This is a genomic window from Exiguobacterium sp. s189 (assembly GCF_018617615.1).
Classification (GTDB): domain Bacteria; phylum Bacillota; class Bacilli; order Exiguobacteriales; family Exiguobacteriaceae; genus Exiguobacterium; species Exiguobacterium aestuarii_A.
Genome location: NZ_JACSKM010000002.1, coordinates 291,551 through 308,840 on the forward strand (window position 1 = coordinate 291,551; position 17,290 = coordinate 308,840).

The following is a 17,290-nucleotide window of genomic DNA, read 5'->3' on the forward strand; positions in this document are numbered from 1 at the left end:
CACATTCTCCTTATTCCCCAAAAATAGCTATCCGTTCGATTTGCGGTAACCGTTCCAGTTCTGCGATCACTTCAGCAGGAATCGTTTCATCAATCTCAATCGCCATCAAAGCTTGCATTCCTTTTTCGTGGCGACTCACTTCCATATGCCCGATGTTTAATTGATGGTTTGCCAAGACGCCGGTCACTGCAGCGATGGCGCCGAATCGGTCGTGATGTAAGACAACGAGCGCAGGTCCCCCACCTGTCAACTTCAACGGGAATCCATTCAGTTCCGTAATCTCAATCGTTCCCCCACCGATTGAAATCCCGACGATTTCAAATGTACCGAATTCGTCTTCGAGCAAGACCCGCGCTGTATTCGGATGATCCGTCAACAGATCACTCGTCTCAAAGATGACCTCGATTCCTTTTTCACGGGCGATGTCTAACGCCTGTGGGATTCGCAGGTCGAACGTATCAAATCCCATAATTCCACCGACAATTGCGACATCCGTACCGTGACCCCGATACGTGTCCGCAAACGACCCGTAAAACGTGATGCGCGCGGTGCGGGGTGTTCTCCCGAATAATTTTCCCGCCATCAGACCGATGCGTGCGGCACCGGCTGTATGCGAACTCGACGGTCCGACCATGACAGGACCAATAATGTCAAACACACTACGATATTTCACTTTATTTTCCCCCTTTCAAAAATCCCTACCTTCATTATACAGAAGGTAGGGACTTGAAACAGCTTATTCCACACTAAAAATATAAGAGTAAAGCGGTTGTTTGCCGTCGTGTACTTCAATCTCAATCTCATCATTTACAGATTCGATATATGACGTCAACGCTTCCACGTCTGATTCAGATGAACCTTCACCTGTTAAGATCGTGATGATTTCGTCATCTGCTTCGACAAGTGCATCGACCAACTTCTTAGCCGCTTCGAGGCTTGATTTCGATGAAGAAACAATTTTCTTCTCTGCAATCGCCATATGCTCGTCTTTCTTGATTTCCACACCATCGATGCTCGTATCACGAACAGCGTAAGTGACCTGACCAGACTTCACAGTCGCGGCAGCCGCTTTCATCGCTTGTTCGTTCATCTCGACATCCGCCTCTGGGTTGAAGGCGATTGCCGCCGCAAGACCTTGTGGGACCGTCTTCGTCGGGATGACAGAGACGCCGCATGGTGCGACTGACGCTGCTTGCTCAGCAGCCATGATGATGTTTGAGTTGTTCGGGAAGATAAAGACATGTTCCGCATGTGCAGATTCAACCGCCTTGACGATATCTTCTGTCGATGGGTTCATCGTCTGACCGCCTTCGATGACATGTGCTGCCCCAAGCGATCGGAACAATTCACTGACGCCTTCACCCATTGCCACCGTTACGATTGCAAATGGTGCTTTTGGCTTCTCGGCCTGTTGAACACCGTGCTGATTTGCGCCGTGTTCCTCTTCAAGGATTGTCGAATGTTGTTGGCGCATGTTCTCGATTTTGACTGCAACGAGTTCACCGAAACGCTGACCTTTCGTGATGACCTCACCTGGAGTCTCGACGTGCACGTGAACTTTTAAGAGTTCTTCGTCCGCGACGACAAGGAGAGAATCCCCTAGTTCTGACAATTCGTTACGGAATGCATCTTCATTGAACGGCGCATCCTTTAACTTCTCGTCTTGGAAACGAACCATGATCTCCGTGCAGTAGCCGAATTCGATGTCTTCTGTTGACATGAATCCTTGTGCCGCATGTGCATGATGTTCTGCCTCGATCAACGCATCCATGACGGGTGCATGTGGTTTCTCGAGTTCTTTTCCTTCAAGGCTTGCAAGGAATCCTTCGTAGATGACCAGAAGACCTTGACCGCCTGAGTCGACGACGCCGACTTCTTTTAATACCGGCAACAAGTCCGGTGTACGGTCTAACGATGCTTTCGCTTCTACGATGACACGTTTCATAAATTCAGTGAAATCACTTGTCGACTCTGACGCAAGAAGCGCTTCGTCGGCCGCTTCACGAGCAACCGTCAAAATCGTTCCTTCAACCGGTTTCATAACCGCCTTGTATGCCGTGTCGACACCGCGCTTGAGCGCCTCTGCAAAATCAACAGTTGTCAGTTCCGCTTTGCCTTCAACCGCTTTACCGAATCCACGGAACAACTGACTTAAAATAACGCCTGAGTTTCCACGTGCTCCCATAAGTAGTCCACGAGCAAACTTCGATGACACCTCTGCGATATCTGATGAGTTCATCGCTGCTACTTCTTTCGCACCCGACGTCATCGTCAAGTTCATGTTCGTTCCCGTATCTCCGTCTGGAACCGGGAAGACGTTAAGCGAATCCACATAATCTGCGTTTTGGCTCAAGTTGGCCGCTCCGTTCGCGATCATGTTTGAGAGCGCCAATCCATCTAAACGTTTTAAACCCACACCAAATCCTCCTCCGTTTTCGTCAGTCATTCGTCAGACGAACGCCTTGAACGAATATATTTACCGACGAAACGTTTAATCCTAAAGTTTCTCCAAGCGTATACTTCACTCGGCTCTGCACGTTGTATGCAACTTCAGATACCTTCGTTCCGTAGCTTACAATGATGTGCATGTCGATATGTACGTCTTCGTCTTCTTGACGTACGACGACACCACGCGCGTAATTTTCACGTTTTAACAATTCAGCAATGCCGTCTTTCAATTGTGCTTGTGAAGCCATGCCGACCACACCGAAGCATTCCATCGCCGCACCACCTGCGAGTGTCGCGATGACGTCACTTGTGATGTCAATATTGCCATATGTTGTCTTCATTTCAATTGCCATATGGAGTAGCCTCCTTTATTCGGAATGATTCCTAATGTACATTCTACAATAAGTACCTAGTTATTAAAAGAACCTGCTCCAGAAACTCGGTCAATTAACGCGATAACCTCATTCATTATTCAAATCCTTGAGAGTAATGTCAAGTTTTTTTCTTGTCATGGTACGATTTTCTAGTTGCATCGGGAAAAAAGCCGTGCTAATATAAACGAGTGTCTATTAGGACGAACCCACATAAAAAAGGAGGGGAAACGCATGGCACGTAAATGCTACGTAACAGGTAAATCACCTAAATCAGGTAACAACCGTTCGCACGCACTCAACAAGACAAAACGCACTTGGGGTGTAAACGTACAAAAAGTTCGTATTCTCGTTGACGGTAAACCGAAACGCGTTTGGGTTTCAGCTCGCGCACTTAAATCAGGTCTCGTTGAACGCGTATAATACTTATACACGAACGAATAAATCCCAGCGGCATTCGCCGATGGGATTTTTTTTGCTTATTTTTTAATGATCATGACGAGAACCATTCCTTGATGGACCGTCAATCGGGCAGACGCTTCGGTCCATTCATTCGAAATCGTCAACGCCTCCCCACTCTTGACCTCATGATGGTCGAGTGGATACTTGACACCTTCAATCGAGATCGTGGCCGTCTTCCAAGGCATGAAGGAAAGATAGTGCCCGTCTCGCTTCATAATGACCTCGCTACCTGTTCTCACGAGATAAACCGTTTGACCATCTCCGTGAAGAACCATCTCCGGATACGCTTCAAGTAAGCCGACGTTCGCAAACGTCATATCGATGCGTCCGCCTAAGCCACCGTATACATCCATCCGTGTCGCCCCGCGTTCTCTCGCGAACGCTAATGCAATCTCTAAGTCCGTCACGTCTTTCTCCGAAGGATAGCGTAGCGCCTCCTCAGGCGGTAGTCCTTTAAACGAATCAAAGTCCCCGACCACGACGTCTGGCATGATCCCTTCATCTAATAATCTTTGATATCCACCATCGACACCGATGACAAAATCGGCATCACGCGGTAAGTCCGGAATGGGTTCCGGACTCGCCGCGACGATCAATATATTCATTGACGGAGATCCCGTGTCGCCACACGCGTGAAACGTGGTGCTGTCGTGAAGAGGAGCACCAACACGATGGCTGAGATGACAAAGGATGGTGCCATATACGTAGCATTATAGCCTAGTGAATAGGCAACGACCGGACCTTCTGCATATTCAGCAAAGAAGACAATTCCCGAGATGACGTGCGCCGCGTATCGTAACATCGAACCAAGGAGCGCCCCGAGTACTAAATAAGTGGCAAGCGTCTTCGTCGCCCCGTTGCTCGCAGCTTGCTTCACACGCCCCGCGAACACTCCAGCCATTCCGACGAGACCATAAGCGACCGTATAGTCGAGCAGGAATTGTACAGGCGTGAAAATATAGGCACCGAACAAGAGTTGAAGTGTCCCAACGAGGGCACCTGTCGCGAGACCACCTTTTAATCCGTGGCGGAATGCCATCACAAAGATCGGGAGCATCGCTAAACTGATGGATCCCCCTTGTGGCAAACGGTATGGAATGAGCAAATCAAAAATGAGCCCGAGCGCTGCAAACAATGAAATTTCAATGAGCGCTTGTAATTTGAAACGTGATTTCATCTTTCTTCCTCCTTTATTTGGTTGAACGACAAAAAGCAGCATGACGTAAACGCCATGCTGCTTGGATTCGCAACGTGCATTTTCGCCACATCCCTACGTCCGTGTGAACGGAACAGGTTCAAAGGGTTAGCGTATGCCTCTCAGCCACATCATGTGACACCCCTTGCGACTCTATCTTGTTGTTCTATCGTCGATTATACACGAGATGCGCCACGAATGCTATCGATGGCTGCTTTATAATCTGGTTGATTATAGATGGCTGATCCCGCAACAAGGACATCAGCCCCTGCGTCGATGCAATATTTTGCCGTTTCCGCGTTGACACCACCATCGATTTCAATCTCGAAATCAAGCTGACGGTCTTGGCGGAGCTGACTGAGTGCTGAAATTTTCGGTACGACCGATTCGATGAAGGCTTGTCCCCCGAACCCTGGGTTGACGGTCATGAGCAATACCATGTCGACGTCCGCAAGCACGTGCTCAATCGTCGAGAGCGGTGTATGCGGGTTCAAGACGACTCCGCATTTTGCGCCAGCCGCTTTGATTTGTTGCAAGACGCGATGCAAATGGTTCGTCGCTTCCACGTGAACGGTCACGATGTCCGCACCCGCTTTCACGAAGTCTTCGACATAACGTTCCGGTTGGTCAATCATCAAATGCACATCGAGGACCATGTCTGATTTTTTACGCAAGCTTGCGAGGACCGGCAGACCAATCGAGATGTTCGGCACGAACTGTCCGTCCATGACGTCAAAATGGATATAGTCCGCTCCCGCTTCTTGGACAGCTTTCACTTCCGCCTCCAAATTGGCAAAGTCGGCCGCTAAAATAGATGGTGCAATTTTAATCATCTGTCAATACCTCCGTTTTCGATCGTTTAACTCCTCCATAAAGGTAACATAATTCTCGTACCTTGTTGAAGCGATTTCACCATTTTCAACGGCTTGTTTGATGGCACATCCCGGTTCATTCAGGTGAGCACATCCGCGGAACTTACAATCGTCATGGCGTTCCACGAAATCAGGGAAGCACCATCTGAGTTCATCTGCCTCAAGTTCTTGAGGAAACTCCAAGCTTGAAAATCCAGGTGTGTCGGCAACAAGACCGTCCGCTAATTGAATTAACGTCACGTGACGCGTCGTATGCTTTCCTCGACCGAGTGATTTAGAGATTTCCCCTGTCGCCAACTCGAGCTCTGGCGCGACAGCGTTAAGTAACGAACTTTTTCCGACACCGGTCTGACCGGCGAAGACACTCGTCTTCTCTTTGAAAAGACCGCGCACTTCATCCACTCCGTGAGCATGCTCCGTCGATGTCTCAATCACGTCATATCCGATGGCCCGGTAACGTGCAATCGCTTCTTGTATCGGCTCGACTTCATGTTCATCGAGCAAGTCCATCTTCGTCAAGACGATGATCGGATGAATTTGCTTTGACTCGATGAGGACGAGGAAACGATCGAGTAAATGATACGAAAACGCCGGTTCTTTTACTGAAAAGAGGAGGAACGCCTGATCGATATTGGCAATCGGCGGGCGAACGAGGTGGTTTTGACGCTCTTCCACCTCTAAAATATAGCCGGTCCCATCTTCTTGATCTTGAATCACCACATCATCGCCGACGACCGGTGAGATGTTGCGCTTTCGAAAGTTTCCTCTGGCCCGACAACGAATCTCTTGATTCGTCTCGGTCATCACATCGTAAAACCCGCCTTGAAGGCGAATGATTGTTCCTTTCATTATGACTACCTCCTTTAAAAAAGAGGTGACGACACCGTCACCTCTTTATTGTGCCTCTTCAGCTTGTGCATATGTGACTGAATCTGTTCGGACAATCTCACCATCGACTTCAATCGTCGCCGTCCCGACTTCGTCAGGGGCAATGACGAGCGTATACGAATACGTTGTCGTCTCTGTGATTTGATCACGAAGCACCTCAATCTCACCACGTGCGTCAACCGTACGAATCACGACTTCGACCGTCTTCGGCTTCTTGTCTTTGTCCGGTTGTTCGACTTCTACGGTCACTTCACGTTCAATCGAAACATCAGTCGGTTCAACACCTTCCGATACGATGACCGTGAGCTCCGTTCCCGGGTCGACTGCTGTCCCAGCTGTCGGAAGTTGACGGATGATTTGACCTTTTGGAACACTTGTCGAAAATTCATCCCGCTTCACGATTTTCAGTTTGTTCTGTTCAGCATAAATGGATGCTTCGTCGAATGTATATCCTGCAAGGTTCGATAGTTCTACTTTGTTGCTTCCTGTCGACACGACGAGTGTGACCGTCACCTCTGAAGGAACGACCTCTTCACCTGGGTCGACCGATTGGGAAATCACGTCTCCGCTATTCACCGTTTCAGAAGCTTCTGTTTTAATTTCAAGGTCGCTGAATGCTAAGTCTTTCAACATACGTTCCGCAGCAGTTTGCGAAAGACCTTCTACGTTCGGCATTTCGACCGTCTCTTTTCCGGCCGATACGACAATCGTCACGGTCGTTCCGCGTTTTGGCTTACGTCCTTCTTGCGGGTTTTGCGAAATGACCTCACCCTCCGCAATATCATCGCTCGCCCGTTCTGTCACTTCGACGACAAACCCGGAAGCTTCAAGCTCTGTCGTCGCATCCCCGATACTCATGCCGACGACATCCGGCACGACGGAACGAGACATCTCATCGGCGACCACGTAAGCGGCAATGCTTCCACCAATCAATAGAACGATGAGTAAGATCCAAATCCACCATTTTCGTTTCTTCTTTTTCACAGGCACCTCTTCCGGTTCCTGTTCTTTTGGTGGCGTGACCGGTGTTGGTGTCACGGGCACATCTTGTTTTTCTTCCGGCATGACCGGTGCCATGACGAGTGTCTGGTCGAACTCGTCTTGATTTGCCGAGAGTCGTCTCGGCTCATTGGCACGTTCACGGCTCAACGCGGTCATACAATCTTTTTTAAAGGCTGCGACCGATGCATGTCGGGCACCCGGTGATTTTGATAAGGCTTGCATGACACAGTTCTCAAGCGCTTGTGGAATATTCGGATTTAAGTCCATCGGTCGAATCGGGTCATCTTGCAAATGTTGAAGGGCGACCGCGACCGGCGTCTCGCCGATGAACGGTACACGACCCGTCAACAATTCATAAAGAACCGCACCGAGCGAGTAAATGTCCGATTTTTCATCTGCAAATTTCCCACGAGCTTGCTCGGGTGAGAAGTAATGGACAGAACCAAGGACGGACATCGTATGCGTCAACGTCGCATTCGACATCGCGACAGCAATCCCAAAATCGGTCACCTTCACGTTTCCATGCTGATCGATCATCATATTCTGCGGCTTGATATCCCGGTGAATGATTCGGTTCGCATGGGCGTGGTCAATCGCATCACAAATCTGCCCCATGATGCGCAACGCCTCATCGACAGATATGTATTCTTCCTGCAAATATTGTTTTAACGTCACGCCATCGACGTGCTCCATGACGATATAGTATAAATCATCTTCATCGCCGACGTCGTAGATCGCGACGATATTCGGATGGTTCAGACTCGTAGCCGCGTGGGCTTCTCGCTCGAACCGACGTATAAATTGTTCGTTATGTGAGAATTCAGATCGCAACACCTTGATGGCGACGGTTCGGTTTAAAATCTCGTCATGAGCCCGGTAGACATTTGCCATGCCTCCGCTGCCGATTTGTTGTTCGATCCGATAACGATCGTTGATTCGTTCTCCGCTTCGCATCGGATTCATCCTCTCTTTCTATCTGTGAATTGAACGAGGGCGACCGTGATGTTGTCGCTCCCTCCCAATTGGTTGGCTTCCGCAATCAGTTGATCTGCCTTTTGATCAGCTGATACAGCTTGTTGTAAAACGTGTTGAATCGCCCCATCGGTCAAATGTGTCGTCAATCCATCCGTACAAATTAAAATCACATCAAACTCAGGGTCAGCGAGCACTTGTACGTCAGGCTCGACTTGTTCGCTTGAACCGATCGCTCGGGTGATGACATTTCGTTTCGGATGAACGCGCATCTCTTCTTCCGTCAATTCACCGAGCTGTTTGAGCACGTTGACGTAAGAATGGTCTTCTGTAAGACGTCTTAATTCGTTCGCTTGCAGGGCATAGACACGGCTATCGCCGATATGAACGATGACAACTGTCTCTCCGTTCCAACAAACGGCCGCCACAGTCGTTCCCATCATGACGAGGTTCGACTGTTTCGCAAACTGCAACACTTGTTCATTCGCCAAGTGAATGTGATGGCGGAACCATTGTTCGATGTCGACAGGGGTCGACGGGAGAGACGGGAAAGCCCGCCGAAACTCTTCAATCACGATTTGACTCGCGACCTCTCCCGCTGCATGTCCACCCATTCCGTCGGCAACGAGCGCAATTCCTGAGAAGGCATCGCCTAAGATTAAAACTGCATCTTCATTTTGTGTGCGTACTTGTCCACGATCTGTTCGAAATGCTAATTCCATCTTTCTGATTACCTCGTTTCTTGTTCGCGCTCCTTCGCTCGAAGTTGCCCACAAGCAGCATCGATATCCGAACCTTGTTCGCGACGAATCGTCACGTTCACGTTGCGGTCTTTGAGCACTTTTTCGAAGGCAAAGATTTGAGCTCTCGGTGTGCGTACGTAGTCGCGTTCCAATACGTGGTTGACTGGGATCAAGTTGACGTGACATTTGATGCCTTTCAACAAGTCAGCCAATTCGTGGGCATGGTCTTCCGTATCGTTGACGCCACCAAACAATCCGTATTCGAACGTGATGCGACGACCGCTCTTCTCCGTATAGTAACGGACGGCATCCATCAATTTGTTCAAGTCAAACGCACGGTTGATTGGCATGAGACGTGTACGTAGTTCTGTCGAAGCCGCATGAAGAGAGATGGCGAAGTTGATGCGCATACCTTCATCAGCAAACTTATAAATTTTTGGAACGATTCCGCTCGTTGATACCGTGATGTGACGGGCACCAATGTTAAGGCCGTTATCATGGTTGACCGTGCGTAAGAAACGCATCAACTCATCATAGTTATCAAACGGTTCACCGATTCCCATGACGACGATCGAGTCAACACGTTCGCCTGTCGCATCTAGGGCGCGCTGTACATCAAGAACTTGTGCCGTGATTTCACCAGCTTCTAAGTTACGTTTCAACCCACCGAGTGTTGAGGCACAGAACGTACAGCCGATCCGGCAACCGACTTGTGTCGTGACACAAATGGAGTTCCCATACTCGTGACGCATGAGAACCGTCTCGATTGAATAGCCATCTTGAAGTTCGAACAAGAATTTGATTGTACCGTCTTGCGATTCTTGTTTGACCAATTCTTTCAACGTTGTCAGTTGGAACGACTCTTGTAATTGGTCACGAAGTGCTTTTGGAACGTTCGTCATATCGTCGAATGACGTGACACGTTTGACGTACATCCAATCATATAATTGTTTCGCACGGAATGATTTTTCTCCTGCTTCCACGACCCACGCCTCAAGTTCAGGGAACGTCAACGAATAAAGTGACGGTTTTGCGCCTAAAAGTGGATTCTTTTCTACTGCTTTTGGATTCATTGTTTTATACCTCTTTCTTAAATGCGGCGATATAGAAGCCGTCGGTCCCGAATGTCGTCGGTAATAGTTTTAATTCAGCACGGTCCGATGTCATGATCGGACGAACAGATTGCGGGAGACGTTCTTTTAACGTCTCGTCCCACACCAATCCTTTTGACAATACATAGTCAGCCTGCGTCTCGTTCTCGGACGGATCAATCGTACATGTCGAGTAAACAAGCGTACCACCTGGTTTGAGCAGTGGCAATACGGCATCAATGATTTGTCGTTGAATCTTCGGTAAGTTTTCTAACTGGGCTTTGTCTTTCGTCCATTTGATATCTGGCTTTCGACGAATGACACCAAGACCCGAACAAGGAACATCTAGAAGAATACGGTCAAAGCTCTCTTTTTCAAACCGTTCACCTGCCAGACGAGCATCAAGGGCAAGTGCGGTCACTCCATTGATGTGAAGACGTTTGGCTTGCTGGTCGATCAATTTCGCTTTGTGTGGATGTAAATCGAGCGCTGTGAGCGACCCGTTCTCCATCCGTTCTGCCGTGTGCATTGCTTTCCCACCAGGGGCGGCACATGCGTCTAAAATCTGATCATCTTTCGATACACCGAGGGCATCTGCGACAAGCATCGAGCTCTCATCTTGAATCGATAAGAGACCTTCCTCGATGAACGGGGTCGAATGGACGTTGCCCGATTCGACGACGAGTCCGTCGCTTGATAGTTCAGAGCGTGACGTCAAGACTCCTAAGTCGGCCAACCGGTTCATCATGTCGTCGACAGACGCGCGTTTACGGTTGACGCGAACCGTGACAGGAGCTGGCTCATTGTTCAATTGACAGATGGCTTCTGCCGTTTCCACCCCATATAGGTCAATCCAATCAGAAACGAGCCATTTCGGATGACTATGCTCGATTGAGATTCTCTCCGCATCTGTCAACTCGCTAAAGTCAGGGAACCCTTCACGGAGAACGTTACGTAACACCCCGTTCACGAATTTACTCGTTCCGAGATGGTGTCCTCGTTTTTTCGCGATTTCGACCGCTTCGTGTAAGACGGCGCGATCTGGCACCTTATCGAGGTAAAAAAGTTGATATACACTCATCCGAAGAAGCGGAAGGACGAACTTATCAAGCTTCTTCGGCGAACGGATTCGATCGTTTAAGATGTAATCCAACGTTCCTTTTCGACTGAGTGTCCCATAAACGAGTTCGGTATACAGACCGACATCTTTTGGGGCGACTTTCTTTTGTTTTAATGCATCGTTGACGGCAATCGTTGAATATGCGCCGCCTTGTTCAATTTTTATCAGCGTATCAAGCGCTGCTTCACGTACGTTCATGAGTTCCTCCTAATCGGTCACCAACACGCAACTTTTGTCCAGCTCCACGCATGAAGGTCGCACCATCCATCCGTTTTTTTCCTGCTGGTTGTAAGTCCGTCACTTTGATGGCAACGCTGTTCCCAGTCGCCACGACGAATCCATCTTCTTCAAGTCGAACGACTTCTCCAGGTTGACCTGTACCGGTCGTCTTCTCTCCCATGAACAGTTTCACACGTTCGCCGTCAAGCGTCGAATAGGCAGTCGGGAATGGATTCATCCCGCGAATGTGATTATAGATGGCTTCCCCACCCATACTCCAGTCGATTTGTTCGCGCTCACGACTGATGTTCGGTGCAAACGTCACATCCCGCTCATCTTGAGGGACCGCTTCAATCCATCCTTCTAAGAAAGCTGGAAGTGTACGGATGAGAAGATCGCTTCCTGCTACAGCCAGTTTATCAAATAACGTTCCGACCGTATCCATTTCTTCAATCGGAACAATCGTATTGGCAATCATGTCACCTGCGTCCAATTTGTCGACCATATACATGATTGTCACACCTGTTTCCGACTCACCATCGATGATGGCTTGATGGATCGGGGCACCTCCACGATATTTCGGAAGTAGCGAGGCATGGACATTGATTGCTCCGTGAGGCGGTGCCTCGAGTAATGCGGTCGGCACAATTTGACCATACGCTGCCGTGACGATGAGGTCCGGACGTAACGCTAAAATTTCTTCATAATCCGTGCGAACTTTCTCAGGTTGCAAGACAGGAATGCCATGACGGAGTGCACACTCTTTCACAGGCGTTGGTTTCAGTTCACGTTTTCGTCCGACCGGTTTGTCCGGTTGCGAGACGACACCTACGACATTGTATCCTTCTTCGAGCAGTCGCTCAAGTACAGATACCGCAAATGTCGGAGTTCCCATGAAGACGATTCGTTTGTCTTTTCCAGGGTTTGGAACCGCGAGCTTGTCTGTGAATAAGACGCCATCTAAATGATCCATCTCATGCTGAATCGCCCGAGCGAAGAAGCCGCTCGCTTGAATCGTATGCGTGCGCCCTTTCAAGTCCTGATTTTTGACGACGATCGACTCGTGACGTTCCACGAATCCAAATTCGCCTGGGATGCTCAAACATCCTTCGAGTCCGACCTCACGTCCTGACGTCTCGATGATTTCAGGATTGATCAAGACGAGAGGACCCGTCTCATCATCGGTATGGACGACTGCGAGTCGTTGATTCAAGTTGACCTGTGGTGCCGCAACACCGACTCCGTCATACTCATACATCGTATCAAACAATCGGTCGACCGTTTGACGCAATTTTTTATCGAACTTCGTTACCGGTTCGCATGTTACGCGTAATATATCGTTCGGTACTTCTACTACTTTATACATGTCTCTCCACCTCACATGAATACGTATGGGTTCACATCGATACTCATTTGATATTCTTTCTTACTGATCGCTTTCGCTCTTGCTTGTTGAAGGCGAGCTAACTCCGCGTAGAGCGTTTCAGGTTGTTTCGTTTTAATGAACACCTGATAACGATACGCATTCTTTAATTTTGATAACGGGGCAGGCATCGGACCGTTCAAGCGGCTGTTCTCCACTTGCGCCTGTAAAAAGTCTGATGCGAACAGTTCCGCCTCTGCCTTGGCGACGAGCGGATTTTCTGCTGAGAATGTGACGAGCGTCAAAAACCAATACGGCGGATGGTTCCCGACTTGACGAAGACCCATCTCTTTGGCGAAGAACGTCTCATAGTCGTGTTCACTCGCTGTCTCGATGACATAATGGTCCGGATTGTACGTTTGGACGAACGCCTCACCTGGAAGTTTTCCACGACCGGCTCTCCCTGCCACTTGGGTGACAAGTTGGAACGTCCGCTCAGTCGCACGGAAATCAGGCATCCCGAGCGTCGCGTCTGCCGCAAGTACTCCGACGAGCGTGACGTTAGGGAAGTCGAGTCCTTTGGCAATCATTTGAGTGCCGAGTAAAATGTCGGCCTCTCCTTCTTCGAAGCGTCGTAACAATTGTTCGTGCGACCCTTTCCGCGACGTCGTATCTTGGTCCATTCGGATGATGCGCGCCTCCGGAATGCGGTTCAACAACTCTGTCTCGATCTTCTGAGTGCCTGATCCGAACTGCTTGATTTTCTTACTGTTACACGATGGACACGTCGACGGCATGCCGACTTCATAGCCACAATAATGACACTTCAATCGATCACCATATTGATGATACGTCAAATTGACGGCACAATGCGGACAGGTCATTCCTTCCCCACAGTCCCGACACATGACAAATGTCGTAAATCCACGGCGATTCAACAGAATGACACATTGCTCCTTTTTCTCGATCCGGTCGAGGATTCCATTAAACAATTCCTCAGAGAACATCGTCGTATTGCCTTTTGCCAGTTCACGGCGCATATCGATAATGTGGACCGGTGGCATTTCTCCACCGTACCGTTCTTTCAAGTGTAAGTAGCGATACACACCCTTTTGCGCCCGGGCGTATGACTCGAGCGAAGGTGTCGCACTCCCTAACACGACGGGACACCCATGATAGCGGGCCCGCCAGATAGCGACATCGCGCGCATGATAGCGCGGGTTCTCTTCTTGTTTATACGTCGTCTCATGTTCTTCATCTAAGATGATGAGACCGAGACGGTCGAGCGGCGCAAAGATGGCCGAACGAGCACCGACGACGACGTCGACTTCCTTCCGCTTGATTTTACGCCACTCATCATACTTCTCCCCTTTGGAAAGGGCACTGTGTAAGACTGCGACGCGTTCACCGAAGCGACGTTTAAAACGTTTTACCATCATCGGCGTCAAACTGATTTCCGGCACGAGCAAGATGGCCTGCTTGCCTTCATCAATGACTTGTCCAATCGATTCTAAATACACTTCGGTCTTTCCGCTACCGGTCACACCGTGTACAAGTAACGTCTCGCCTGCATCCGCCTCATGAATCGCTCGGACCGCGTTCGCCTGACTATCGTTTAACTGCACCGATTCCTGTACTTGTTCAATCGTCGCGTACGGGTCACGATTCAATTCCACTTCGGTCAACCGCACCGCACCGAGATCTTCGAGCTTTTGAAGTTGCGGACGAGTCAATCCGATTTGGCGTAATGCCGACCAATACATACGTGGCGTCTCTTCTAACGCTTGAATCGCTTCTAGTTGCTTTTTCGCACGTTTCGAGACGACTGTCGGATCGAGCAGTTCAACGACGATGTCTGTTTTGACTGTTTTCTTTTCTTTCAGGACGGGAGCGAGGGTAAGCTCCCCTTTTTTAGCAAGTCCGAGAATGACCGATTGAATGTCTTTCGGATATTCCGATAAATGTGTCCCGAGACGAACACCTTCAGGCACATGCCCCTCTTTAATTTCTTTGTCGTAACTAACCTTTAACGCTGCTGGTAGCATCGCAAGGAGTGCAGAAGAACGGAAGCATAGCGTCGTTTCCTTCACATGGATGGACAAGTCGAGCAGCTCATCCGTGAGTGAGGATTCTTCATCTAATAAGGCTTCGAGCGGCTTCAATCCATCTCTCGTCCCGTCCGATGTGCCGACGACGATTCCTAACAGACGGCGTGAACCGAATGGAACGGAGACACGCATCCCCGGCTCAATCAAGGATTCGAACTGTTCGGGTACTTCATAATCAAACGGACGATCAATCGTAATCACCGGTGCATCAACATGGACGTGGGCAATCATTGGACCGCTTCCTTAAAGTGTGTGAGCAACTCGAACGCCAACTGTTTCTTCGACTGTTTCGGAAGCTGGAGCTTTGTCCCGTCGGCGTGGAACAGGACTGCCTCATTATCATCTGCACCGAATCCGACGTCACTACCGGATACATCGTTTGCGACGAGGAAATCGACGTTCTTTTTCTTCAGTTTCGCTGCCGCATGTTCTTCGAGTCGTTCCGTCTCCGCAGCAAAGCCGACTAACACTTGATGGGTCTTTCGTTCACCGAGTGTCTTGAGAATGTCTGTCGTTTCTTCGAGTTCGATTGTGAGTGGACCATGCACTTTTTTATGTTTCTCTGCATGGACCGTTTTAGGACGATAATCCGCGACTGCCGCCGACTTCACGACGAGGTCGAGTGATTCGAAACGACTTGTCACTTCCTGCAACATCTCTTCGCTCGATTTGACGGGAATGGCCGTCACACCGTCTGGTACAGGGACTTGAAGCGGACCATGGACGAGGGTGACACGGGCACCCATATCACGTGCCACTTCCGCGAGCGCCACACCCATTTTTCCTGACGAGTCGTTCGATAAGTAACGGACGGGGTCGATGCGTTCTATCGTCGGACCAGCCGTAATCAATACTTCTTTTCCGAGGTATAGTTTCGGGACGAACTGGCTTTCGATGATGCGCACCAAATCTTCTGGTTCCGGCAGACGTCCACCGCCAATCCAGCCACATGCCAAGTTACCGACACCTGGTTCGATCAACTGATAGCCGTATGATTTCAACGTCTCGATATTCCGCTGTGTGGCAGGATGTTCGAGCATGTTCACATTCATCGCCGGTGAGACGATCACCGGACATTTCGCCGCAAGAATCGATGTCGTGATGAAGTCATCTGCAATCCCGTTCGCTAATTTCGCGATTGTGTTGGCCGTCGCAGGAGCGACGACGATCAAGTCACTCGAGTCGACGACATCGATATGTGCAATCTTTGTTGGATCATGCTCTTCAAACACATCGGTATAGACCGGATTTCGACTGAGCGCCTGGAAGGTCGCCTGACCCACGAATTGTTCTGCCGACTTCGTCATCGCGACGCGAACATTCGCTCCGGCTTGAACCAATTTCGATGTGAGCGCACACGCCTTGTAGGCGGCGATGCCACCACTCACACATAACAAAATAGTACGATCCTTCACCATTCCCAAACTCCCCCTTATAGACAATGAGACCCAAGTCGCAAACGACTTGGGTCACACTTCATCCGTTGTTTTTTTCGTTCACGATGATTGTCGTATCACCCGAAAATAGTTCTTCTAACGCTTGACCGACCGGCTTATATGATTTTGGCTCGGCGACTTTCGGTGCTTTTCCATCTTGAATCTGACGCGCCCGTTTCGCAGCGACCGTAACGATCGTATATTTTGACGGGATAGTACGTTGTAAGGCATCAATCGAAGGGTATAACATTAAATGACCTCCATCATGGCTTTTTTATAGAGTGACGCAACACGTTCACGTTTACAATGCTCAGCTGTCACGATCGCTTTAATCCGATCGATGGCTTTGTCGACCTCGTCGTTCGTGACGACGTAATCATAGGCGTCCATCAACTCGATTTCTTCACGCGCGACGAGCAGGCGTTGCTTGATGACTTCTTCAGACTCCGTGCCTCGTCCGATTAGACGATTGCGAAGTTCTTGAAGACTTGGTGGTGCCAAGAATAAAAAGACGGCTTCCGGGAGAAGTTCCTTCACTTGGAACGCCCCTTGCACCTCAATTTCAAGAATGACATCTTGGCCGCTTTCGAGCGTTTCACGCACCCACTCTACAGGCGTCCCGTAATAGTTGCCGACGAACTCGGCGTGTTCGAGCAATTCTTTTTGTTCGATCATGCGTTCGAACTCTTCTCTCGATTTGAAGAAGTAATGGACTCCTTCGACTTCCCCTTCACGTGGCTTTCGAGTCGTCGCCGACACCGAATATTGAAGGTTATTGTCCTCTTCCTCGCGAAGAGCACGACAAACGGTCCCTTTTCCGACACCGCTCGGTCCAGACAAAACGATTAATAATCCTCGTTCTTTAAAATTCACTGCAAGCCCTCCATCTTCTAACATCACATTTAATTATAATAGCAGTCAATCAATTGTCCCGGCAAGAAGAAGTTCGGATTTCCTACTCCATCGTACCATATTTTCTGTTTTTCTGATAACGTAGAGA

At 49.3% G+C, this 17,290-nt stretch carries 17 protein-coding genes and 1 riboswitch; of the genes, 1 reads left to right on the top strand and 16 read right to left on the bottom strand.

Going from position 1 to position 17,290, the window contains the following annotated elements; genetic code table 11:
- Window positions 1-10: 10 nt before the first annotated feature.
- The 3 genes from sdaAB to KNO99_RS04305 form a co-directional block, all read right to left on the bottom strand.
- On the bottom strand, window positions 11-673 hold the full coding sequence (sdaAB, locus tag KNO99_RS04295; RefSeq protein WP_074034808.1) for an L-serine ammonia-lyase, iron-sulfur-dependent subunit beta: 663 nt from the start codon (window positions 671-673) through the stop codon (window positions 11-13).
- 63 nt (window positions 674-736) lie between these two features.
- Window positions 737-2,416 carry a DAK2 domain-containing protein gene (locus tag KNO99_RS04300; protein ID WP_214745513.1) on the bottom strand — a complete coding sequence of 560 codons (1,680 nt, stop codon included), beginning with the start codon at window positions 2,414-2,416 and terminating at the stop codon, window positions 737-739.
- Between the two features lie 22 nt (window positions 2,417-2,438).
- A complete protein-coding gene (locus tag KNO99_RS04305) occupies window positions 2,439-2,801 on the bottom strand; it encodes an Asp23/Gls24 family envelope stress response protein (RefSeq protein ID WP_015881350.1) in 363 nt (120 codons plus the stop codon).
- Window positions 2,802-3,053: 252 nt separating this feature from the next.
- On the opposite strand from KNO99_RS04305, the gene rpmB reads away from it, so the two are divergent.
- Window positions 3,054-3,242, top strand: coding sequence for a 50S ribosomal protein L28 (gene rpmB, locus KNO99_RS04310; RefSeq protein ID WP_015881349.1), 189 nt, complete (start codon window positions 3,054-3,056; stop codon window positions 3,240-3,242).
- Window positions 3,243-3,298: 56 nt separating this feature from the next.
- On the opposite strand, the gene KNO99_RS04315 is transcribed toward rpmB, so the two are convergent.
- The 13 genes from KNO99_RS04315 to gmk form a co-directional block, all read right to left on the bottom strand.
- Window positions 3,299-3,886, bottom strand: coding sequence for a thiamine diphosphokinase (locus KNO99_RS04315; RefSeq protein WP_214745516.1), 588 nt, complete (start codon window positions 3,884-3,886; stop codon window positions 3,299-3,301).
- Window positions 3,883-4,458 carry an energy-coupled thiamine transporter ThiT gene (thiT, locus tag KNO99_RS04320; RefSeq protein WP_074034820.1) on the bottom strand — a complete coding sequence of 192 codons (576 nt, stop codon included), beginning with the start codon at window positions 4,456-4,458 and terminating at the stop codon, window positions 3,883-3,885. The genes KNO99_RS04315 and thiT overlap by 4 nt, the downstream gene beginning before the upstream one ends.
- Window positions 4,459-4,531: 73 nt before the next feature.
- Window positions 4,532-4,632, bottom strand: a riboswitch (TPP riboswitch).
- A gap of 20 nt (window positions 4,633-4,652) precedes the next feature.
- A complete protein-coding gene (gene rpe / locus KNO99_RS04325) occupies window positions 4,653-5,309 on the bottom strand; it encodes a ribulose-phosphate 3-epimerase (RefSeq protein WP_214745519.1) in 657 nt (218 codons plus the stop codon).
- 3 nt (window positions 5,310-5,312) lie between these two features.
- A complete protein-coding gene (rsgA, locus tag KNO99_RS04330) occupies window positions 5,313-6,200 on the bottom strand; it encodes a ribosome small subunit-dependent GTPase A (protein ID WP_214693954.1) in 888 nt (295 codons plus the stop codon).
- 42 nt (window positions 6,201-6,242) lie between these two features.
- Window positions 6,243-8,192: a Stk1 family PASTA domain-containing Ser/Thr kinase gene (gene pknB / locus KNO99_RS04335; protein ID WP_214745522.1), complete on the bottom strand. Its 1,950-nt coding sequence runs from the start codon at window positions 8,190-8,192 to the stop codon at window positions 6,243-6,245.
- A 5-nt stretch (window positions 8,193-8,197) separates the two neighbouring features.
- Window positions 8,198-8,932 (bottom strand): Stp1/IreP family PP2C-type Ser/Thr phosphatase, encoded by a 735-nt coding sequence (locus KNO99_RS04340; RefSeq protein WP_214745525.1) that lies wholly within the window; start codon window positions 8,930-8,932, stop codon window positions 8,198-8,200.
- 8 nt (window positions 8,933-8,940) lie between these two features.
- Window positions 8,941-10,026: a dual-specificity RNA methyltransferase RlmN gene (rlmN, locus tag KNO99_RS04345; RefSeq protein WP_214691788.1), complete on the bottom strand. Its 1,086-nt coding sequence runs from the start codon at window positions 10,024-10,026 to the stop codon at window positions 8,941-8,943.
- Window positions 10,027-10,030: 4 nt separating this feature from the next.
- Window positions 10,031-11,362: a 16S rRNA (cytosine(967)-C(5))-methyltransferase RsmB gene (gene rsmB / locus KNO99_RS04350; protein WP_214691787.1), complete on the bottom strand. Its 1,332-nt coding sequence runs from the start codon at window positions 11,360-11,362 to the stop codon at window positions 10,031-10,033.
- Window positions 11,349-12,749 (bottom strand): methionyl-tRNA formyltransferase, encoded by a 1,401-nt coding sequence (gene fmt, locus KNO99_RS04355; RefSeq protein ID WP_214745528.1) that lies wholly within the window; start codon window positions 12,747-12,749, stop codon window positions 11,349-11,351. The genes rsmB and fmt overlap by 14 nt, the downstream gene beginning before the upstream one ends.
- 11 nt (window positions 12,750-12,760) lie before the next feature.
- A complete protein-coding gene (gene priA / locus KNO99_RS04360; protein ID WP_214745531.1) occupies window positions 12,761-15,085 on the bottom strand; it encodes a primosomal protein N' in 2,325 nt (774 codons plus the stop codon).
- Window positions 15,082-16,272: a bifunctional phosphopantothenoylcysteine decarboxylase/phosphopantothenate--cysteine ligase CoaBC gene (gene coaBC, locus KNO99_RS04365; RefSeq protein ID WP_214745534.1), complete on the bottom strand. Its 1,191-nt coding sequence runs from the start codon at window positions 16,270-16,272 to the stop codon at window positions 15,082-15,084. Before coaBC ends, priA begins: the two co-directional genes overlap by 4 nt.
- Window positions 16,273-16,330: 58 nt before the next feature.
- Window positions 16,331-16,540, bottom strand: coding sequence for a DNA-directed RNA polymerase subunit omega (gene rpoZ / locus KNO99_RS04370; RefSeq protein WP_015881337.1), 210 nt, complete (start codon window positions 16,538-16,540; stop codon window positions 16,331-16,333).
- A complete protein-coding gene (gene gmk / locus KNO99_RS04375; RefSeq protein WP_031421596.1) occupies window positions 16,540-17,187 on the bottom strand; it encodes a guanylate kinase in 648 nt (215 codons plus the stop codon). Before gmk ends, rpoZ begins: the two co-directional genes overlap by 1 nt.
- Window positions 17,188-17,290 lie beyond the last annotated feature (103 nt).